This is a genomic window from Hymenobacter algoricola, from assembly GCF_039539525.1.
In the GTDB taxonomy this organism is placed as follows: domain Bacteria; phylum Bacteroidota; class Bacteroidia; order Cytophagales; family Hymenobacteraceae; genus Hymenobacter; species Hymenobacter algoricola.
On record NZ_BAABDH010000112.1, the window covers coordinates 81,725 to 101,821 of the forward strand.

The 20,097-nt window shown below is 61.9% G+C and carries 26 protein-coding genes; all 26 read left to right on the forward strand.

The genetic code is table 11. The features are described 5' to 3' along the window. Positions 1 to 28 precede the first annotated feature (28 nt). Positions 29 to 646 carry a hypothetical protein gene (locus tag ABD842_RS19850; RefSeq protein WP_345117690.1) on the forward strand — a complete coding sequence of 206 codons (618 nt, stop codon included), beginning with the start codon at positions 29 to 31 and terminating at the stop codon, positions 644 to 646. 1 nt (position 647) lies between these two features. Further along, entirely contained in the window at positions 648 to 1,343 is a 696-nt protein-coding gene (locus tag ABD842_RS19855; RefSeq protein WP_345117692.1) for a hypothetical protein, read from the forward strand. Between the two features lie 35 nt (positions 1,344 to 1,378). Then, positions 1,379 to 3,454, forward strand: a complete 2,076-nt coding sequence (locus tag ABD842_RS19860; protein ID WP_345117694.1) for a hypothetical protein — start codon at positions 1,379 to 1,381, stop codon at positions 3,452 to 3,454. Beyond that, positions 3,454 to 4,167: a hypothetical protein gene (locus tag ABD842_RS19865; RefSeq protein ID WP_345117696.1), complete on the forward strand. Its 714-nt coding sequence runs from the start codon at positions 3,454 to 3,456 to the stop codon at positions 4,165 to 4,167. The genes ABD842_RS19860 and ABD842_RS19865 overlap by 1 nt, the downstream gene beginning before the upstream one ends. Positions 4,168 to 4,178: 11 nt before the next feature. Beyond that, positions 4,179 to 4,670, forward strand: coding sequence for a hypothetical protein (locus ABD842_RS19870; RefSeq protein WP_345117697.1), 492 nt, complete (start codon positions 4,179 to 4,181; stop codon positions 4,668 to 4,670). Between the two features lie 182 nt (positions 4,671 to 4,852). Further along, positions 4,853 to 5,794: a S49 family peptidase gene (locus tag ABD842_RS19875; RefSeq protein WP_345117698.1), complete on the forward strand. Its 942-nt coding sequence runs from the start codon at positions 4,853 to 4,855 to the stop codon at positions 5,792 to 5,794. A gap of 26 nt (positions 5,795 to 5,820) precedes the next feature. Beyond that, positions 5,821 to 6,261, forward strand: a complete 441-nt coding sequence (locus tag ABD842_RS19880) for a hypothetical protein (protein ID WP_345117699.1) — start codon at positions 5,821 to 5,823, stop codon at positions 6,259 to 6,261. A 51-nt stretch (positions 6,262 to 6,312) separates the two neighbouring features. Further along, a complete protein-coding gene (locus ABD842_RS19885) occupies positions 6,313 to 7,272 on the forward strand; it encodes a hypothetical protein (RefSeq protein ID WP_345117701.1) in 960 nt (319 codons plus the stop codon). 92 nt (positions 7,273 to 7,364) lie between these two features. Continuing rightward, complete coding sequence (locus tag ABD842_RS19890) at positions 7,365 to 7,700, forward strand: hypothetical protein (RefSeq protein WP_345117703.1); 336 nt, start codon at positions 7,365 to 7,367, stop codon at positions 7,698 to 7,700. Positions 7,701 to 7,748: 48 nt separating this feature from the next. Then, the gene (locus tag ABD842_RS19895; RefSeq protein ID WP_345117705.1) at positions 7,749 to 8,297 is read left to right on the forward strand and encodes a hypothetical protein; all 549 of its coding nucleotides are present in this window, start codon (positions 7,749 to 7,751) and stop codon (positions 8,295 to 8,297) included. Between the two features lie 32 nt (positions 8,298 to 8,329). Further along, positions 8,330 to 8,536, forward strand: a complete 207-nt coding sequence (locus ABD842_RS19900; protein WP_345117707.1) for a hypothetical protein — start codon at positions 8,330 to 8,332, stop codon at positions 8,534 to 8,536. Between the two features lie 93 nt (positions 8,537 to 8,629). Beyond that, on the forward strand, positions 8,630 to 9,283 hold the full coding sequence (locus tag ABD842_RS19905; protein WP_345117709.1) for a hypothetical protein: 654 nt from the start codon (positions 8,630 to 8,632) through the stop codon (positions 9,281 to 9,283). Beyond that, entirely contained in the window at positions 9,276 to 10,556 is a 1,281-nt protein-coding gene (locus tag ABD842_RS19910) for a DNA modification methylase (RefSeq protein ID WP_345117711.1), read from the forward strand. Before ABD842_RS19905 ends, ABD842_RS19910 begins: the two co-directional genes overlap by 8 nt. Further along, positions 10,540 to 11,217: a hypothetical protein gene (locus ABD842_RS19915; RefSeq protein ID WP_345117713.1), complete on the forward strand. Its 678-nt coding sequence runs from the start codon at positions 10,540 to 10,542 to the stop codon at positions 11,215 to 11,217. The genes ABD842_RS19910 and ABD842_RS19915 overlap by 17 nt, the downstream gene beginning before the upstream one ends. Next, positions 11,204 to 12,880, forward strand: coding sequence for a hypothetical protein (locus ABD842_RS19920; protein ID WP_345117715.1), 1,677 nt, complete (start codon positions 11,204 to 11,206; stop codon positions 12,878 to 12,880). Before ABD842_RS19915 ends, ABD842_RS19920 begins: the two co-directional genes overlap by 14 nt. Positions 12,881 to 13,322: 442 nt before the next feature. Continuing rightward, the gene (locus ABD842_RS19925) at positions 13,323 to 13,688 is read left to right on the forward strand and encodes a hypothetical protein (protein WP_345117717.1); all 366 of its coding nucleotides are present in this window, start codon (positions 13,323 to 13,325) and stop codon (positions 13,686 to 13,688) included. Continuing rightward, positions 13,689 to 15,032 (forward strand): hypothetical protein, encoded by a 1,344-nt coding sequence (locus ABD842_RS19930; protein ID WP_345117719.1) that lies wholly within the window; start codon positions 13,689 to 13,691, stop codon positions 15,030 to 15,032. It abuts the gene before it with no gap. Between the two features lie 4 nt (positions 15,033 to 15,036). Beyond that, positions 15,037 to 16,032 carry a DUF6712 family protein gene (locus ABD842_RS19935; RefSeq protein WP_345117721.1) on the forward strand — a complete coding sequence of 332 codons (996 nt, stop codon included), beginning with the start codon at positions 15,037 to 15,039 and terminating at the stop codon, positions 16,030 to 16,032. Continuing rightward, positions 16,033 to 16,326, forward strand: coding sequence for a hypothetical protein (locus ABD842_RS19940; RefSeq protein ID WP_345117723.1), 294 nt, complete (start codon positions 16,033 to 16,035; stop codon positions 16,324 to 16,326). A gap of 5 nt (positions 16,327 to 16,331) precedes the next feature. Continuing rightward, the gene (locus ABD842_RS19945) at positions 16,332 to 16,832 is read left to right on the forward strand and encodes a hypothetical protein (RefSeq protein ID WP_345117725.1); all 501 of its coding nucleotides are present in this window, start codon (positions 16,332 to 16,334) and stop codon (positions 16,830 to 16,832) included. A gap of 17 nt (positions 16,833 to 16,849) precedes the next feature. Further along, positions 16,850 to 17,284 carry an NlpC/P60 family protein gene (locus tag ABD842_RS19950; protein WP_345117727.1) on the forward strand — a complete coding sequence of 145 codons (435 nt, stop codon included), beginning with the start codon at positions 16,850 to 16,852 and terminating at the stop codon, positions 17,282 to 17,284. A 4-nt stretch (positions 17,285 to 17,288) separates the two neighbouring features. Continuing rightward, on the forward strand, positions 17,289 to 17,669 hold the full coding sequence (locus ABD842_RS19955) for a hypothetical protein (RefSeq protein ID WP_345117729.1): 381 nt from the start codon (positions 17,289 to 17,291) through the stop codon (positions 17,667 to 17,669). A 202-nt stretch (positions 17,670 to 17,871) separates the two neighbouring features. Further along, on the forward strand, positions 17,872 to 18,180 hold the full coding sequence (locus ABD842_RS19960; RefSeq protein WP_345117731.1) for a hypothetical protein: 309 nt from the start codon (positions 17,872 to 17,874) through the stop codon (positions 18,178 to 18,180). Between the two features lie 247 nt (positions 18,181 to 18,427). Further along, a complete protein-coding gene (locus tag ABD842_RS19965; protein WP_345117732.1) occupies positions 18,428 to 19,411 on the forward strand; it encodes an amidoligase family protein in 984 nt (327 codons plus the stop codon). A 1-nt stretch (position 19,412) separates the two neighbouring features. Beyond that, positions 19,413 to 19,649, forward strand: a complete 237-nt coding sequence (locus tag ABD842_RS19970; protein WP_345117734.1) for a hypothetical protein — start codon at positions 19,413 to 19,415, stop codon at positions 19,647 to 19,649. A 143-nt stretch (positions 19,650 to 19,792) separates the two neighbouring features. Beyond that, positions 19,793 to 20,023, forward strand: a complete 231-nt coding sequence (locus tag ABD842_RS19975) for a hypothetical protein (protein ID WP_345117736.1) — start codon at positions 19,793 to 19,795, stop codon at positions 20,021 to 20,023. Positions 20,024 to 20,097: the final 74 nt, after the last annotated feature.

Genomic DNA, 20,097 nt, shown 5'->3' on the forward strand with positions numbered 1-20,097 from the left:
GCATAGCTTTGATTATTCCTACTGAACTATGGCACTAAAAATCCTGGATTTCCCGGTGCAGCCCTACGTGCGCAAATATTTGAACGTGCACCTGGGGCATGAGCAGTACCTGCTCAGCACCGCCGACCGCTTCGGCAAGATCCTCTTCCACATGCTGCGCCGGCAAGTGAAGGGCAAGCTGCACCACGCTGGCTCCCGCGCAGATTGTACGGAAGTGCTGCAGCTGGACATGCGCAATTTCCCGGTGTACCAGTATGGGCTTACGGAGCTGACAGACTACACTATCTTCCAGTTTAACGACTTCGTGGATGAAACCATGAAGGAGGAGCTCTACACCTGGGTGCGGAACTTCCTGAGTCGCAAGACCTCGATCCGGGACATCATCCTCGACTTTATGGCGGGCTACGACTTCCGGGAGGAGGAGGTCAAATACGAGACGCTCCGCAAGGCCGTGCAGCGCAATGTTAAGACGAAGGAGCTGCGAAAAAGACGGCCGAATTCGGTAGTCAATTTGTCCCAGAAACTTGCTGGTTTGTCCCAGAAAACGGCTGAATTGTCCCAGGAACCGGCTGGTTTGTCCCGCTATGCGTCGCTTTTAGCTATGCGTCAGGAGCTTATGAAAATTCCGGTAGTCCCCCACAGCTGAGATGGCCACGACTCCAACCCCCGCGTCCGCTCTGTTGCCGGATCCGTTCGGCCTGCGCAACCTCAACCAGCTGGTCGACGAGAACATCGCCGGCCTGCAGGCCATCTGGTACACCGAGGCCAGCAACCTGCTCACCTGGCCCGAGGTGGGCGCCCTGCTCATCGAGCAGACCCTGCTGCTGAAGCCCGGCGCCACCTGGTACCAGCTGCTGAGCACCCGCGGCTCGATGCGCTACAAGGCCACGCCCAAAGACCTGGGCCGCCACGGCTCGGGCTTCACCCACAAACTCACCGGCGCCCTGGCCAAGCATACGGAAGGCCTGGCCGCCGGGCTGGAGACACTGGGGGGCCGGCGCCTGGTGCTGCTCTACCGCGACCTGAACGGCCAGGTTCAGCTGGTGGGCACGCCCGAGCAGCCCTGCGAGTTCAAGGATAGCTACGATTCCGGCGACCAGCCCTTCGGCAACCGCAATGGCTACGACTTCACCATCAGCGCGGAGACGGCGCGACGTGCGCGCCCTTACCGCGGCACGTGGGCCGTGTCGGGCCTGGGCCTGCAGTACGCCGTGGAGCTGCAGCAGGGCAACGGGGGCAGCGTAGAGCTGCGCACTGCGGGCGGCGTGCTGCTGGCCACCGTGCTGGCTGGTAAGACAGTGATTTTGAAAAGTGGGTTTAGACTTAATTTCCAGGTACAATAATGGCAACTAGCCCAATAGTCCCCTTCCTGCAGAAAATGCTGCCCGGCGCCTTTCTGACCTTTTACAACAACCTTTTCAAGGATAACGACGAGTTCCTGATTAAGGAAGCCGATTTTCGCAAGCTGGCCAGCGACCTGGCCGATAACGTCGTTTTCTGGAGCAAGCTCAGCGCGCTGGGCATCCGGGGCGGCTTGCTGCCGCTGCAGCATCTGGGAGAATTAACCACCCAGAGCCCCGGCGTACTCGTGGTTGGCCAGCTGGCCAATGTGGCGTATGACACCGACGCGGCCACACTGGCCGCCCTGCTGGCTGCCGGCCCGCTGCCGGCCACGCTGGGCAGCGCCCAATACAAGCTCATTCGGGACACCACCGGTAACGTCGACGCCTTTACCGATGCCAAGCCCGAAACCACCACCCGGGTAAAGGCGCGGTGGGTGAAGGTTTCCGGCAGCGAGGATGAGAAGATAGCCAGCTACCCCACGCTGCAGCTGGAAGACTACCCGGTGAAAAAGGGCGACGTAGTGCAGTACCTGTTTCCCGATAACAAGAGCCGCCTGCTGGAAATCCTGCGCGACCTGCCGCTGGCCGGGGCCGGCAGTTTCAACCCCACGCCCACCGGCCTGGACACTGACCTCAACTACAAGAGCTTCGCCCCGCTGCAGGGAGGCACCACGCTGGCCCAGCTCATTGGCCTGCTGAACATCACCCAGAGCCACGCCACGACGCTGGAGCAGGCCGCCAACGGCAAACTGCCTGCCGGCTGCCTGCTGCGCATTGTCAAGCGCAGCCCGCCCAACGCCAACCCCCAACTGCCCGACGTACTGGTGCCCGCCTACAGCGCCCGAGCCCTGGCCACCGAAGAAGCGTACATAGAAAATGCTGACGGCACTATTTCGCCAGTCGTCTACAACCTGGCCACCAACCAGACCACCGCCCGCGGAGCAACGACACCCGCCAGCATCTACCGCAACGGCCAAGTCATTCCCGTACCCGTCGCCAGCGACCTGAACACGCTGCCGCAGGCCGGCGACGTAGTGATTTTGCAGAACCCGCTGAACCTGGCCACCTGGCAGCTGCGCGACCAGGTGCGTTACCTGACCGGCGGCATTCCTATCAAGGTTTCCCTCATTACGGACGGCGGCGTGAGCGTTAACGCCTTGGTGCTGGGCGGCAGCCAGTATGTGAGCACGTCGCGCTTCGCCAGCATCACCGGCCCCGCCAGCAAGGTGACGCTGGAAATGGATCTGCTTTCCCAGGGCAGCCCCGGCACCAGCATCCTTGTGGGCAACGGCGCCGTAGTCCATCACCGCGGCGTCATGAACGGCCAGGGTGGCGTAGGTGTAAACGTTTCAGGAACGGCGCAGTACTTTTTCGAAGGAGAATGCCAAAGCGGAGGCGGCTACCTGGTGCTGGCATCCGGTAGCGCCAAGGCCGTGCTGAAGCCCACCAACGTGCCCAGTTTCGGGTTTCGCGCTGCCATCCAGGCCAGTGGCACGTCAGATGTTAGTATCCACAGTGGCCTAACCTACGTGCCTGGCAACAGCTACGCGCTGACCTACGCCGCCATCATCCAGAACACAGCCACCGTGCGCTTTAAATCGGGCATGGTTTACAGTGCCGACCGGCCGGCCGTCTTGTTCGAAGGTGCCGGCAGCCTCTACGTGAGCACGGCCGCCACCGTCAGCGACGCGGCCGGCATTGCCACCGGCAACGATCTGGGCCGCATCTACCGTCACGCTGGCGGCGGCCTGGAAGGTGAGCCAGGCCTGCCGGTGATTGAGCTACCCAGCGACGCCCCAGTGGGTGGCGGTGGCGGCCCGACCTACACGGCTGGTACCAATATTTCCATCAGCGGGACAACGATCAGCGCCACGTTCCCCCGCGTGTTAGGCTTGAGCTTTGCCATCGGCTCGGCCGACACGGGTAGTATTAGCGTGGGCGCGAAGTACGTGGGAGTGTACACGACGCTGGTGTCAGTGGGGGCCAACACGGTGACGCCGTATAAAAACGGGGTGGAAGCCGTCTTCCCGATAACGCTGGCGTTTGGGGACGTGCTGCGGGCCGATATTATTCGGCCGGTGGGGATACAGGCACTCGTAGAATTTATCTAATGGCCTACTTAAAGCACCATGTAGGTCCGCCGCCTGTGCCGCCGCCCCCGTATCCTGGCTTCCCGGAACCCAGCGTTTTCCTACTGGCCGGCAATACCACGTCCGTAGGCATCACCGGCCCCGGCACTGCTACCATGCAGGGCGCACCGGTGCTGCCGCTGGGCACGATGGCAGACGGCAAAAAGTGCTGGATATTCGACGCCGCCACCCAGCTGGCGGTTACGGGCCATGGCCTGGCGGCAGTCAATAGCGTCAGTTTCCTGGCCGGCTTCTCCATGCCGGCGCAGGTGGGGCAACATTACCTGATAGCGCTGGAGGACGGTTCGAATGCGGGGCAAGGGCGGTTCGATGCTTATTCTGATGGTGGGCAGTTGAACTGGCGCCGGCAGCGCGATGATACCAGCATTTCGGCCACCACCGGCTACATGGGAAACCCGGGCCAGCCGAGCTACTACGGCATCAGCCAGGCCTTTGGCGCAGGCGGAAAACTGATCTGTTACAGCACTACCTTCGGGGAGGATCCACTGATCTACGACACGCCGCAGACCGTCAGCAATAACATCGATGGTATCCTGTACCTAATGGCCGGCGGCGCCGGGTTTTTTATTCCCATGGAAGCAGGCACCCAGCTGCGCTACTTCCTGGTTTGGCCAACGGCCATCACTGCTGCAAAAATGAAAGCCTGGAAAGCCTGGCTTGATTATCAACCTTAATTTGTGTTCCCATGAAACCATACAACGAAATTTTCCCCAATGCCCGCCAGCCTATCCGCGTGCGCGTGAACGATAAGCAGGTGCAGGACACGCTCTTTTTGCAGGTGGCCGAGGTGGAAGGCTGGGGCGTAATGCAGCCGCGCCTCACGGGCTACCAATGCTCATTCTTTATCAATGTGCTGCTCTACACCCATGCCAGCAATGGAGGCGAGGAAGGGGCCGAGCTTCCCTTTACCCCGCGGCCGGTGCGGCTCGCGGCGGACAACAATACCATTATGGTTCCGCAGACCGAGACCAATCGGTTTGGCATTTACGCCATCCGGGATATGGTAATGGACACGGATGCGACCTGGGCCGAGAAGCTGCGCACCGCTCCGGAGGATGCCTACCTGCAGGGGGATGCGTTCGAGCAGGCCATCAAAAGCGGGGAGGTGCATCTGATAAATGAAATTGTCAAAAACGTTACGGTCGCGCAGTATCCGCCTTTCAACCGCTACCAGTAGTGCTACCGGCTCCAGTCACCATCGGCCTACTCGTGCTGCTCATGTGCATGGTGGGCTATATCGCCCGGCGGTACCGCTAGGGTAGCTGTCATCCTGAGCCTCGACCTCCCCGGTCGGGGCTTTTTTGTGTCCTTTTTGCGGGGCCCGGGCGCGGGCAGCTTTGCATCACTCAACCCTGAACGATGCTTGGTCTAGTCTCCCGTCTATCTTCCTCTCCCTGGGCCATTTCCCTGGAGCACGCGCAGTCCTACATGCCCCTGCTGGCCGGACTGCTCACCGGCAATGCGCCGATGATTACGGGCCAGAGTATGGCCGATCTGCGCGCTGAAGCCGCACCCAAGGACTACGTGGCCACGCTGGCTGCCAGTGGCAGGTTCGTCACCTACGGCGCCCGCGCTGCAGCGGGTGGTGCCACTGGTGGAGCCACCGATGGTATCGTGGTGCGTGTGATGAGCGTGGCCGGCCCGCTGATGAAAGCCGACCAGGAGTGCGGCCCCCGGGGCCTCATGTCGCTGGCCAACGACCTGCAGCGCGCCTCCCGCGACCAGGAAATCAGCGCTGTGCTGCTGCGCATGGATACGCCTGGTGGCCAGGTGTTCGGCACCCAGAGCGTCGTCGACGGCGTCAAGGCCTGCCAGGCCGCCGGCAAACCGGTTGTGGCCCTCATCGAGGACGGCCTGATGTGCTCGGCCGGCTACTGGATCGGCTCCGCCACCGACACCATCATCGCCACCCACGAGACGTGCACCATCGGCAGCATCGGCGTGATGGCCAGCTGGATGGATGCGCAGCCCTACTTCGAGAAGATGGGCGTCAAGTTCCACGAGGTGTACGCCGAGCAGTCGAGCCAGAAGAATGCCGACTTCGCCGCCGCCGCTTTGGGCGACTACAAAGCCGTGAAAGCCAACCTGACGGCCATTGCCGGCACTTTCCTGGGCGACGTGCGCGCCAATCGGGGCAGCCGCCTCAATGAGAAGCTCTTCGAAAAGTCCGGCGCCTCCGCCGGCAAAACCGGCTTTGCCAGCTGGGCCGGCGACATCGGCCTGATCGACGCCATGGGCTCCTTTCAGGATGCCATCGGTGAATGCGTGCGCTTGGTGCAGGCTGGCTCTAAAGGCGCTTAAGTAGTTCACTTTTTCAATTCCATACCATGAAACTCTTTTCAAAAAATGTAGTCTCTGCCCTCGTTTTTGGCGCTTCCATGTCGGCGCTGGTGGGCAAGGAAACCGTCTCAGCTGAAGAAGCCACCGCCGCCAACGAGGAACTCGAAGGCATGGGCATCACCGGTGCCGCCCTGATCAACTCGGCCTCTTATGAGGAAATGAGCGAGAAGGCCGGCCGCGTCGATGCTGCTGAGTCGGCTCAGGCTGCAGCCGACAAAAAGATGCTTGAGCTGGAGGCCAACAACACGAAGCTGACCAACGACCTGGCCACCGAAACGGCTCGCGCCGACAAGAACGCCAAGCTGCCCGGCGCGGAGGCTACGACCCCGGCCCGCCAGGATGGTAAGAGCGACGTCGACGAGCCTGCTACGGCCGATGCCAACGAGAAGCTCGTGGCTGAGCTGCACGCCAAAATGCTCGGGAGCTAGGCGGGCTTTCGATTCAATTATTCACTCACTAGTTTCTAAAACCCTACCAAGATGGGATTGCTTATCACTGACGTAGTTACCCAATTCGGTGCCTACTACCTCAATCAGGGCCAGAACCTGAGCCGCCTGTACCAGCTGCTCCGCTCGGCTACGACCACCGAGAGCATGTTCACCCCGGTGAACACCGACGACACGCTCTGGCGCGCTGCCAAGACGCTGTTTAGCCGCGTGGTGCAGCCCTTCCAGAAGGCTTTCACCCCGCTGGCCGGCGTAACGTTCGTGCCCGTTGCCATCGAGCAGTTCAAGATGAAGGTGGACGCCCAGGAGTACCCAGACGAGCTGGAGGCTTCATGGCTCGGCTTCCTCGACGGTGCTGACATCGACCGCAAAGCCTGGCCTTTCGTGCGTTGGTATGTGGAGGTGTACCTCATCCCGCAGATCAAGCAGGACATCGAGCTGAACGAAATCTATCAGGGCGTATACGTTGCCCCGACCGCCGGTACGCCCGGCGCCGCCGGCACGTCGATGAACGGCCTGAAGAAGACCATCAACGGCCACATCACCGCTGGCCGCATCACGCCGATTACGACCGGCGCGCTGCAGATCACCACCCCGGAGACGTTGGTCGACCAGTTCGAGGCCTTCGCTGATGGCATCCACAAGGACTACTGGAACATCCCGATGATGCTCGGCTGCTCCGAGTCGGCTCAGCGGGCCTTCCTGCGTGGCCAGGAGCGCAAATACGGCAAGAACACGGCCGGTGGTGAGTTGGGCAACCGCATCAACAACACCAACATCACCGTGGTGGGCCTGCCCTCGCACCGCACCACCGAGAAAATCTGGTGCACGCCGGTCGGCAACGCCATCATGCTGCGCAAGCGCATGCAGAACCAGACGGCCGTGCAGGTCGAAAACGTTGACCGCCTGCTCAAGTTCTTCACGGACTTCAGCATGGGTATCGGCTTCATCATCCCCGAAATCGTCTTCACCAACGACCGGGACCTGGTCTAGTGACCACCGACGAAGGCCGGCATCCTTTTAGGGTGCCGGCCTTCGTCGAGTAGTGTTTTTCTCCACATCCATCGAAGTAAAGAATCGCCACCATGGCTAAGGAATTGACAATTGAGGAGCTGAAGGCGCAAAACGCCACCCTCACCGCAGAAAATAAGCAGCTGAAGGCTGACGCCAAGGCATCCGAAGGCATCATCGCCGGCCAAGCCAAGAAGCTGGCCAACATCGAGGCTGCCCAGGGCGAGGACGCGCCCATCGTGGTGACCCACGAGGACAACCAGTACCGCGTGCTCGGTAAGCAGTTCAACATCAAGGGTGCTATCGTGAAGGCTTCTGAGCTGGGCGAGAACGAGGAAGCTGTGAAGCACCTGGTGGTCACCCAGAGCGACTTGCTGCAGCTGGTGGTGAAAGCCAACGCTGCCAAGTAGGCCCCGCATGTCATTCAATCGATCCAATCACCGTTTTAATCCACCAACATGGATCTGTCAAAATTAAAAGCCCTGGGCGGCCTCGAAGGTGTGGATAACACGCCCGGCCTGCTCGGGTTCGTGTATTTCGCCCCGGAGAGCTACTTCGAGACCATTGCCAAAGCGCCGGCTTACTCGGCCACGCAGGTGAGTGCCGGCCTGTCAGCCGTCATTGCCACCGCACACACCTTCAAAGCTGGTCTGGGCTTCCTGAAAATCTATATCACCCTCGACTCGAATGAGCTGAAGGCCGATATCGTTGGGGAGCGTGACGGCCGCGGCCTGAAGGTGAGCTTCGAGGGCTTCCACCCGGGCAATAAGCCTGAGTCGTTGGAATTCCTCAACATCGTCAAGAACATCGGCGGCATCATGCTGGTACCGGAGCCAGACGGTGGCTTCTTCCAGGTCGGCGCCGAAGGCCTGCCCGTAGAGCTGACCCCGAGCTTCGCTACCGGCAAGCTCTCCAGCGGCCGCCGCGGTACTACCGTGAAGGGCGAGTGCTATGCCACCGGCATCAAGCTCTACAAGGGCGAAATCGTCGAGAAGCCGGTCGTTTAACGATGAAAAAGCAACCCCAACGCCAGGACCTCTTGCGTCCGGAAGTCGCGGAGAAGTTCACAGCCACTATAACGCCCTGTGTTATCGTATCCCAGCGACTCGGCCGCAAAATCGACCTCACCAAGCTCACGCTGGAGCAGGCCGAGGAGCTGGCGAAGGACCCCGAGTTCCCCTACCTGGTAGCGAAGCAAAACCGAGTGGTGCGCGCCCCGAAAGCGACCAATTCAACCAAATCGTAAGGAATAGAGGTGAGTAAGGAGAAAAGCCCGGGCCGTTGGTCCGGGCTTTTTTGCGTCCTTTTTAGCCGAAGTCGCCAGCGGCAGTTTTGCTGCATGATACCGCCTGAAATCCTCGCCTGGCTCGCCCAGCCCACCTCTTTCGCCGCCGGCGCCGCGCTGTATGCGCAGCATGGCGGCAGCGGGGTGTACCAGCGACTCTTCGCCGCCGGCGAGACGAGTTATAGCCGCCAGGTGCTGGTGCAGCAGCTGCGCGGGTGCTGCGACGTGGTATGCCCAGATGAAGTCCCCAAGGCTACCCGGGTCACCGTGCCGGATAGTGCCCCCACGGTGGTGGCAGCCCCTGCAGAGGCCACGACCACCCACACGGTCGCACCCGACCTGCTGCCCATCCGGGCCCAGCTGCGCGTGCTGCGCGACGAGCGCAGCCAGCTGCATGCCCAGCTCACAGCCCCGCGCCTGAGCCAGAAGGACCGCGGCCGCATGGCCCTCCGGATCCTCGACATCGGGGAGTTGGTGCTGGAGCAGCTGCTGCTCGAAGCCCACGTGTTGCACCACGGCGCGCTGCCGGCCGGCCCGGTGGCCCTGGCCGACCTGGTTGATGAGGGGGAGCTGCGCCGGCGCCTGAGCAACCTGGTGGCCCTGCGCGCCAAGCTGCGCAAAAACGAGAAGCGTGCCGCGGAGCTACCCGGCGTCGAGGCCGATATCCTCCTGATTCGATCCAAACTAACCCCAACGATAAGTGTCTGATCAACTGCTTCCCCTGGAGTGGAGTACCCAGCAGCGCCGCGTGCGCGACCTGGTGCCCATGGACTACAACCCCCGGATCCTGACCGACGAGGGCCGTGAGCGGCTCACGCGCAGTATCCGCAAGTTCAACCTGGCCGAGATTCCAGCCATCAACTCGGACAACCTGGTGCTGGCCGGCCACCAGCGCCTGGCTGTGCTTATTGACCTTGGCCGCGGCGACGAGTTCATCGACGTGCGCGTGCCCAACCGGCTGCTCACCAAGGACGAGGTCGACGAGTACAACGTCACCAGCAACGTCGGGGCAGGCCAGTGGGATTACCAGAGCCTGCTCGACAACTTCGCCCACCTGGACCTGGCCGGCATCATGGACGCGCCGGCGCTGGAGGCCCTGGCCGCCCTGTCGGCCATCACGCTGCCACCGGCCGAGGAAGAGGAGTTCGACCCGGCGCCGCCAGCGGTGCCTATCAGCGTGCGGGGCGACGAGTACACCTTCGAGAGTGAGGGCCGCGGCCTGGAGCACCGCCTGGTGTGTGGCTCCTCGACCGAGGCCGATGTGCTGGAGCGGCTGCTGCGCGGCAAGCTCATCCAGTGCGTCGTGACCGATCCGCCCTACAATGTGGCCTATCAGGGCAAGACGAAGGATGCACTCCGCATCGAGAACGACGATATGGACGATGCCGGATTCCGGGCGTTCCTGTACGACTTCTACTCCAACGCCTACGCCTTTATGGTGCCGGGCGCGCCCATCTACGTGTTCCACGCCGACTCGGAGGGGGCCAACTTCCGCCTGGCCCTGCAGGAGGCTGGGCTCAAGCTCAGCCAGTGCCTGGTGTGGGTAAAGCAGCAGTTCGTGATGGGCCGCCAGGATTTCCACTGGCAGCACGAGCCCATTCTGTATGGCTGGAAGGAGGGCGCTGCCCACCCCTGGTACTCTGACCGCAAGCAGACCACGGTGCTCAACTTCGACCGGCCGCAGCGCAATGCGGACCACCCGACGATGAAGCCCCTGGACATTCTGATCTACCTGCTGGAGTGCTCGAGCAAAGAGGACGACGTGGTGTACGACGGCTTTGGCGGCTCGGGTAGCCTGCTCATTGCCGGCGAAATGACCCAGCGCAGCATCCACTCGGTGGAGCTGGATCCGCGCTACGTCGACGTGCACGTGCGCCGCTACACCAAGTTCATGCGTGATAACCAGCGTCGGTTTACGATTTCCCGAAATGGGAATGAGTTGACCGAGGCCCAACTCGACGAGTATGTCAACGCTGCCTAGTGTTGCGAACCTGCAGCTGCCCAACTCGACGGCCGTCGAGCGGATCTATGCGGCATCGATGGCGGAAGCCAACGGGGACGAGGGCGCCCTGCAGCGGCTTGCGCCGGCCGATAAGCTGGTCAACCAGCAGATGGAGTCGGCCTACGCGCTGCTGCTCAACTACCACACCTTCGACCAGGCCTGGCCCCTTATGGCCAAACAGTTCGGCATTAGCCGTGCGACGTGCTACCGGCGCCTGGCCGATGCGCAGAACATGATGGGCGACCTGAAAAAGGTCAAGAAGCAGGGCGCCCGGGCTCTGCTCATCAGCCACGCCCAGATGCTCAAGCAGCTCTGCCTCACCCAGCGCCCGCCCGACGTGCGCGGGGCCCTGGCCGCCGCCAAGTTCGAGGCCGCCCTGGCGGGCCTGAATCGGGCCGATACGGCCGAGGATTTCAACAATGGCGGCGGGAATACCTCCTACGTCATTAACCTGCAGTACGAGGGCGCCAGAGGCCCCAAAATGCGGCAGTTCGATATCACCAAGCTCGACGACGTGTCGGACGTGGAATATGAGCTGATCCAGGAGGCCGTGGCGCAGAACGTGTTCGGCGTGGAGCAGATGGAAGCCATGCTGGCTGAGACCCGCGGCGAGGAGGCCGGCCCAGATGGTAACCGTTGATCAGGTCAAGCTCACCTTCAACCAACCCCAGCTGCGCTACATCTCCGCCCGGGGCAAGAAGGAGGGCGTCAGCGTGTGGGGCCGCGGTACCGGCAAGTCCTCGCTGATTGCCTGGGACATCCACGAAATCGTGCAGACGATGCCCCGCAGCTGCTGGGTCATTGTCGGCTCGACCTACAAGCAGGTGCTCAGCCGCACGCTGCCCTCGACCATTTCGTCGCTGGAGCGGCTGGGCTATAAGCTCAATCGGGACTTCTACATCGGCCGCAAGCCGCCGCCCACGCTCAACTGGGACCGGCCCTACGAGGGCCCGTTGAGCTACGACCACTTCATCATCTTCAAAAACGGGACGGGCTTCCACCTGGTGTCACTCGACGCCGGCGGCAGCTCATCACGCGGTCTGAACGTGGACGGCTTTATCGGCGACGAGGCCCTGCTTTTCGATAAGAACAAGCTCGACGCCGACCTGTCGGCCACCAACCGGGGCAACGGGCAGTATTTCGGCAAAAACCCGAAGCACCACGGCGTATTCCTGTTTTCGTCGATGCCCTGGGGTGATACCGGCCGCTGGCTGCTCGACAAGTCGGACTACTACGAGCACCAGGGCGTGGACCTGGTCGAGCGGCAGAATGAGCTGATCGATGCCCAGGTACGCTTCCTGGATGCCACCTCCGACGAGGAGCGCCTGGCCATCTGGCGTGACGAGGTGGTCAAGCTGATGCGGGAAGTGTCGTATTTCCCCTCAGCGCCGAAAAAGGGCACTTTCTACTCCGAGGCCAACGCCTTCGACAACATCCAGAACCTGGGCCTGCAGTACCTGCTGGATCAGCGCAAGTTCATGACCGACTTCACCTTTATGGTGGAGATGATGAACCGGCGCCCCACCACCGTGGAGGGCGGCTTCTACCCGCAGCTCAGCCAGGCCCGCCACGTCGAGGAGTGTGCCGATGACAGCTATATTCTGGGCCTGGAGTTCAACCTGAAGAAGCTCGGGGAGGCCGGCGGCCTGAACACGTCGACGAGCCTTTCGGACAGCGACTGCCGCAGCACCCAGCCCCTGCGCGTGTCGGTCGACTGGGGTGCCCGTATTACCACGCTGGTGGTTGGCCAGCCCCATGTGGATAAGCGGGAATACCGGTTTCTGAAAGGCATGCACGTCAAGCACCCAGCCTTCATCGACGACCTGCTCGATGAGTTCTGCCGGTACTACCAACCCCACCTGCGTAAGGAAATAGAGTTCCTCAGCGATGAGGAGTATGGCAACGCCCGGCGCCCGGATAGTGCCTATACGCTCAATGAGCAGTTCATGCGGGGCCTACGTGCCCGGGGGTGGAGAGTGCAGCCCTTTGGCCTGGGACGTATCCCAGGCCATCCCACGCGCTACCAGCTGGCCCAGGTACTGCTCTCTGAGCGTGACCCTAAGCTGTTGCGCCTGCGCTTCAACAAGGTCAACACCAAGGACGTGGTGCAGGCCATGCTGCTGGCCCCCGTAAGCCAGGACACCAAGGGGCGCATCGTGAAGGTCAAAACCAGCGAGAAGAAGGAGAGCTTCCCGGCCCAGCATGCGACGCACTATACCGACAATGTGGACCTGCACATGCTCAGCTGCGGTACTGACGTCATCAATGGCACACCGGACTTCAGCGGCCTGATTACGGTATAGTGACAATAGAGTGACATAACGGTGACACAAGAAAAGCCCCAACGCAAGCCGCGTTGGGGCTTTTCTTTGGCCTTTATCACATAACGGTGACACAAGCCGGACATCTGGCTGCCGGGGCCGACTTCGGTGGCCACTTCATGTACACCTTGTCGACAGATGGCTCGGACGTGTCGATGCTTTGTCCTTTCGTCGACACGTCGGTCCGCACTCCCCCACAGATATCACCGAAGTCGGCCCCGGCAGCTGCCAAAACGCGACAGTGCAAGCCGGGGGAATCTCCTCGACCAGTGAGACTGCAAAACACCCAAACTGCCCAAAATCGGCCCGCCCGCCGCTCTTTCGCGGTTGGGTGTGAGATTGGTTTTTTTTGTTCGTTTGCAGGTCGTGAGGGTGGTTTTATGTCCTTTTTGTGCCGGGCTTGTTGGGGCAGCTTTGTCCCACTATGCAAACCCCCGCCCCTATACGCTTAAAGGATGCGCTGGCCCTTCTGGAAGGGGAGGCGCCCGTAGCCGTGCGCTACGTGAAGGCCAACCGCCGCACCAAAGAGGCCGGCGCGTTCGGCACGTTGCCGGCGGCCCGCCTCGGCCGTGGCACGCGCATCAAAGAGGCCGAGCTGCGCGCCCCGACCGGCGCCGAGCAGGCCGCGGTCGGGGCCCCGGCCGCGGAGCTGGTGCCGGTCCCGGCCCCCAAAAATCCGCACCACTACGCCAACGCCACCCGCAACCTGGTGGACACGCGCACCGGCAACCTGGTCAAGGTTCACATCTACCTCATTGTGGCCGTGCAGGGCCGAAAAGTCATCATTTAAATGGAACAGGTACACTTCAACAGCGGCAACAGTGTTGCCTATCTGAACGGCTCAGTTTTCCGCCTCGGCAGCGCCATGGGCGCGGCCAAGGGCGCCCCCGGCCAAGCGGTCGGTGCTACGCCCACCACGCCGGTGGCCAAGGGCCAGTCGGGCGACGTGGCCAACTGGGGCGACGCCAACGACTTCCCCCAGCAGGTGCTGGCCGACGTGTCCAAGAGTAGCATAATCCCAGCCGTGCTGGACTGGAAAGTGCGTGCCATTTATGGCAAGGGCATCATCTACGGCAAGGTGACGGGCTACGACGAAAAGGGCAACGAAATCTTCCAGCGCGAGAAGAACCCGCAAATCCGGGACTTCTTCCGTCGGTCCAACATGACCCGCTTCGGCTTTGAAGGCATCCAGAACCTGGTGTACTTCGCCAACGGGTTCCCGGAGCTGATTCTGAGCCGCGACCGGAGCGTCATCACCAGCCTGAGCACGCCCGACACGGCGTACTGCCGCTACTCGGTGCAGAAGCCCGGCCAGGCCGTGCCCGAGTTGTTGCACATTTCGGCCAACTGGCCCGAGGGAAAGCCCGGCGACGAGTACACCACCAGTGTGCCGGTGCTCGACCCCTACTACGACGCGGTGCAGGCGCTGCGCGACGACACGCGGGGCTTCAAGTACATCTACCCGCTCTCGTTGCCCTCCCCAGGCCAGTCGCTCTACCAGCTCATTGCCTGGAACAGCATCCGCAAGTCGGGCTGGCTGGACGTGGCCATGGCCATTCCGGAGTTCAAGAAGGCCTTGTTCAAAAACCAGCTCAGCCTGAAGTACATCATTGAGGCCCACGAGGGGTACTGGAAGTGGAAATACCAGGACTGGGATACGAAAACGACCGATGACCGCCGCCGCATCATCAGCGACGAGCTGGCCGACTTCGAGAAGACCATGGCTGGCGCCGACGGGGCTGGCAAGTCCATCCTGACGCTGACCATTCCCGACCCACGCACCGGTGAACCGGTGTCGGCGTTCAAGGTGACGGCCATCGACGACAAAATCAAGTCGGGCATTTACATCGAGGACTCGCAGGAGGCCGCCAGCCACATCTACACCGCCCTGCAGGTGGACCCGACGCTCAGCGGCATCAGCCCGGGCAAGGGCATGGGTGCCGGCTCAGGCAGCGACAAGCGCGTCGCCTTCAATGCCTTCATCGCCACGCACTACTACCTGCAGCAGCTCATCATCGAGCCGCTGAACCTGGTGCGCGACTTCAACGGCTGGGACCCGGATATCGAGTTCCGCTTCCTCAATACGGAAATCAACACGCTGGACAAGCCCGCTGAGGCCCCGGCTAAAGTTTAAGCCCATGCTACTGACAACTGACCAGGAACTGGCCCGCTACGTCCGGCTCGATTCCAACGACTTCCCCGACGTGCTGCCGCCCGAAATCGAGCGGCTGGAGCAGCAGCTGCTCCAGCCGGTACTCGGCACCGTGCTGCTTACCTGGCTGCAGGCGCAGTACGATGCCGGCGTGGCCGCGGGCTCGGTGGCCGCGCAGCTGCTGGGCGTGGTGCAGGCGCCGCTGGCGCGCCTGGCTGTGGCCGGCGTGGCGGTGGAGTTGCAGATGACCATCAGCAGCACTGGCATCCAGATTGTGTCCACGGCCACGCACAAAACGGCGTTTCAGTGGCAGACTAAGGCCCTGGAGAAAACCCTGTTGCGCAAGGGCCATCTCGACATGGTCGAGCTGCTGCGCTGGCTGGAGGCCAACCGGGATGCCAGCGACGAGTTGCGGGCCTGGGCCGCCGGCCCGGGCCAGGACTACCGGCAGCAGCTGCTCGTGTCGGCCGAGGAGTTCAGCTACTTCGAGAACATCAGCAACTCGTGGCCCGTGTTCGAGGCGCTGAAACCGCTGATGCGCCGGCAGGAGCTGTTTATCCTGGAGTCGCAGTTGGGCCCTGAGTTCCTGCAGGAGCTGCGCGACCAGGTGCGCACCCGGGCGCTGAGCGTCGAGAACGAGGCCCTGATGCAGCTCTACGTGCGGCCGGCGCTGGCCAGCCTCACGCTGGCCCGGGCGGTACCAGAGCTGGGCCTGCGCCTGACCGGCGACGGCATCGAGCTGATGGTAGCCCGCATCGATGACAGCAACGAGAAGGAAGCCGACGCCGGCCTCGACCAGCTGCTGGCCGCCCGGGCTCATGAGGCCCAGCGCGCCGCCGATATCATGCTGGAGAAGATGCGCGCCTACCTGGCCCGCACGGCCTCAGCCACCAAGTACGCCACCTACTTCGCTTCGAAGCCCCCGACGCCGGAAGCCATCCCCCTAAACACCGTGGAATCCCGCGTTTACCGCCTTATCTAGATGGACCTGGCTCTTAAAATTATCGGCCTGCTACTGACTCTGATGAGCGTAGGGGCGGGCATATACAACATCCTGACGGCCCGCACGCACCAGCAGGATCAGAAACAGCGGGAGAACGTTTCCTCGGCCCTTGCGCTGGGAAACGAGAACAAGCTGGAGATTAAAAACCTGAAGGAGCGGATGGATTCCTATGAGGACCGCACCGAAAAACGCCTCGACCAGATCGGCACCGACGTGGCTGACGTGAAGAAACTATTCACCGACTTTTTACTGCGGCTCGTGCCGCGCAGCTAATTCCCATGGACCCAACCCCAATTCCCCGCTACCTGCGTTTCGTGACGCTGGCCCTGACCATCGCCGCAATCGTCTTTGTGGCCCTGCCCTTCGTGATTCGGTTCTTCGACCCCACGGCCGGCGGCTTCAGCCTGGAGCTGTTCAACGTGCCGGCCCTGGCCGCGTTGCTACTGCTGGCCACGCTGCACCTGGGCTTCTATGCCTACGGCCGGCTGTTCCCGCGCTTCAAATCCTACCAGCAGCAGGATATGGAAGGCGAAGGCAGCCTGATGAAAAACCTGACCGACGAGCTGCGGGAGCCGCTTTACGAGGGTGATAACATTGATCCGATTCAACTCAACGTCTACATTGAGCGCCGCAAGGTGGCTCAGTTTCAATTCCTAATCCGATGCGTGCGACTCGCCTTTTGCTTGGTTTCCTTGTTCTTTTTGCTCTGGCTCGCCCAGCACATGCTGACGGTAGCGATGCTGGCCGTGCCGGGCAACGCGCCCGCGTCGTTGCTGTAGCGCAGTCCCTGGTGGGCGTGCGCGAGCAGGGCCGCAATGCCGGTGCTGAGGTGGAACGCATCATCAAGTTTGCCGGTGGGCGCGTTGGCGATGCCTGGTGCTCGTGGTACGCCGTGGCGTGTATGCGCTGGGCTGGCGTGCTGGTGCCGCGCTTTGGGGCGGCGCGGGCCTGGTTCGACAAGGTCCACACTGTGTACCTGGCGGGGCATCCAGTGCCGGGAAAACCCGCCCCGCAGCCGGCCGACCTGCTGGGTTTTCGGTGGGGCAACCCGCAGATCAGCCACGTCGAAATCCTTAAGCTGTGGGGCACGGGGGCCTTCTGCCGCTCCCTGGGCGGCAATACCGGCGGTGGGGGCGCTCGGCAGCGCGAAGGGGAGGGCGTGTATGAAAACTGGCGGCAGAAGCGCCAGGTATGGGCCGTGGCCAACGTAATCGACAACCCAAAATATTAAGCGTATGCGGTTTTTCTGCCTGTTTCTATTCCTGGTCCTGAGCGGCTGCGCGGCCGAGCGTCACCTGCCGGCGGCGGCCACCCGGCTTTCGATCGACTCGTTGCAGAGGCTGGCCCAACTGCCGCCCTACCTGGTGCCGCCACCCGCGCAGGCCTCGCCCAAGCAAGTGCAGCAGTGGGTGGATGCGCAGACGGCTATGCTGGGAAACGTGGGAGCCCCGGCGGGCAAGGTGAAGCTCAAAAACGTGGGCAACACAGATGACCACACCAAGGCCTCGGTGCAGCAGGGCATCACCGGCCGGCAGATCACGACCGGTGCCGTGATTCTTGGCTTGGCATTTCTACTGCTCAAGTTGGGGCCTGCGGCCGTTAAATTGATTTTCTAAGAAAACGCCCCGGCCCTGCAGGTCGGGGCGTTTTGCTTTGCTACCTTCGCCACGCGAATGACTATATGACTTGATTACCGGGCACCTCGGCCGTCGAAAAACGGCCGGGGAGTAGAGCGGGAGCATGACCCGCATGCTTAGGTGCCTCGGAAGAGTTATCTGGTCATTCGCAGCGATTTCCCCGGCTTGCTGACGACGAACCATGTCTAAAAAAACACCCCCAATCGGGTTCGGCCGCAAGCCTGACCCGGACCCCAACGGTACCGGCGACGGTTTTCGCTTGGGGGTTAACTATGCGGATTTAGAAGCTGAGTCCGCGCCGGAAAAGCCCAAGCGGCTGCCGAAAGTGGTACCTGCCTACGTCGGGCAAATGGAAGGGCTGGACATACTGGCCGCCTACGACATCTTCCCATTGGCACCCTTGAGCAACATCGAGCAGCAGCTGCTGCAAATTGTGGCGGCGCTGGAACTGGAGGCCGATAAATTTCGCCCCTCATTAAGTAGCGAATAAGCATGCCCCAGCGGACTCTGGTATAGTTCTACCCAGAGGCATCGAGCCGCGAACTACTAAGCCCTGGCCCACCAGCCGGGGCTTTTTCGTGCCCGATTGCACCGTGCCAGTCGGCCAGTTGCCGACCTGTTGCACCGTGCATGGAATCTGCTTCTACGCACTCAGAAACAAGTTTATTGACTTGGATGGCCCCGGAAACGATGCGTTGTTTGTCATACTAAACGACAGCAAAGCAACGCCTTACGACATGACGACCGCCCAAATCCTCGCCACCACCGGAACCACCAAAACCTGGAAAATGCAGCAGCTTTTCGGCCTGGGCCTGAGCCGCCGCGAAGTAGCCACCCTGATGAACGTAGGCTACGGCTTCGCCCAGAACGTATACGCCGCCTGGGTAGAGGCCCGCGCCACCCGCGCCCTGGTAACGCCGGCCCCGGCCGCGACGGCCGCCGCCCTGGCGCCCTACACGGTAGCCGCCTTCACCCGCAGCTTCGGCGTTGAAATCGAAGCCTACGGCGTAACCCGCGAAACCTTGCTGGCCGAGCTGCGCGCCCAGGGCCTCGAAGCTCATGGCGAAGGCTACAACCACAGCACCCGGAGCCACTGGAAAATAGTAAGCGACGCCAGCGTGAGCGGCGCCCACGCCTTCGAGCTGGTGAGCCCGGTACTACGGGGCTACGAGGGCCTGGAGGATTTGGCCCGCGCCTGCCGCGCCCTGAAAAACACCGGCGCCCAGGTAAATGACTCTTGCGGCCTGCACGTACACCTGGGCGCCCAGGACCTGACCGTAGAGAACATGCGCCAGCTTTTTCGCAACTACCTGGTACTCGAAACCAGCATTGACAAGCTGGTGCCGGCCAGCCGCCGCGGCAGCGCCAATACCTACTGCAAAAGCCTCCAGCGCGCCCGGACCATGGCGGCCGCCGAGCAGCAGATACTAGCTGCCACCACGGCCGAGCAGCTAAGCGCCGCCGCCAACGGGGGCTGCCGCTACCACAAGGTGAATTTCCAGAGCTACCGCCGCCAAGGCACCATCGAATTTCGCCAGCACAGCGGCACCATGAACTTCGAGAAAATCAGCTTTTGGGTGAAATTTCTGGCCAACCTGGTCGACTACTCCAAGACCCGCCTCGTAACGCCACACCTGCCTGTAGCTGAATTCACTACTTTTAACCAACGGGACATTGCCACCTTCTACATGCGCCGCGCCACGGCCCTTCAAAACCGCTAACATGCCAACCTACAACATCCACGGTGGGGGCCAGGTAACGGCCTCCACCGACTTGGGCTTAGTGCAGGCCCTGCGCGAGGACGCCCAGCCCTGGCTGCCCTCCGTCAGTATTGAGGACTACATGGAGGGCATGGCCCACCGCTCTAAAATTTACGACGGCACCGACGTGCGCACGGATACCATCGCTCACTTCATCGCCGACCTGCTGGCCGGCGGCTTTTTAACCCCGGTTTCGTAGCATTGCACCATTCCAGTTGCACCATTGCACCTGCTGTGGAATATGCTCTGATAGTGTCAAAAACAAGGTTTTTGACTTGGATGCGCTAGATAACGATGCGTTGTTTGTCTCACCAACCACAACGCGCTAAGCGCACCCTAACCATGGCCGTTTCCGGATACCAACTCAACCAAGTAGCCAGTTTTGTAGAAGAATGGGTCGTAGCTAACCCCAGCCGCCTTCCCCACCTGCACGGCGACATTCCAGGCTTCATCAAATGGCAGGCAGCCGCGGTACGCCGCATCATGGGCCGGGACGCTTTGCGCTATTCCGGCACCGATATACTGGAGGAATGGGCCACGGAGGCCGAAGCCGCGCAGGCCATAGCCGCCTAAGCTCATACTCAGATAAGCCCCGACCGCCACGCGGTCGGGGCTTTTTTGTGTCCTTTTTGCCCGAGGTAGCCATC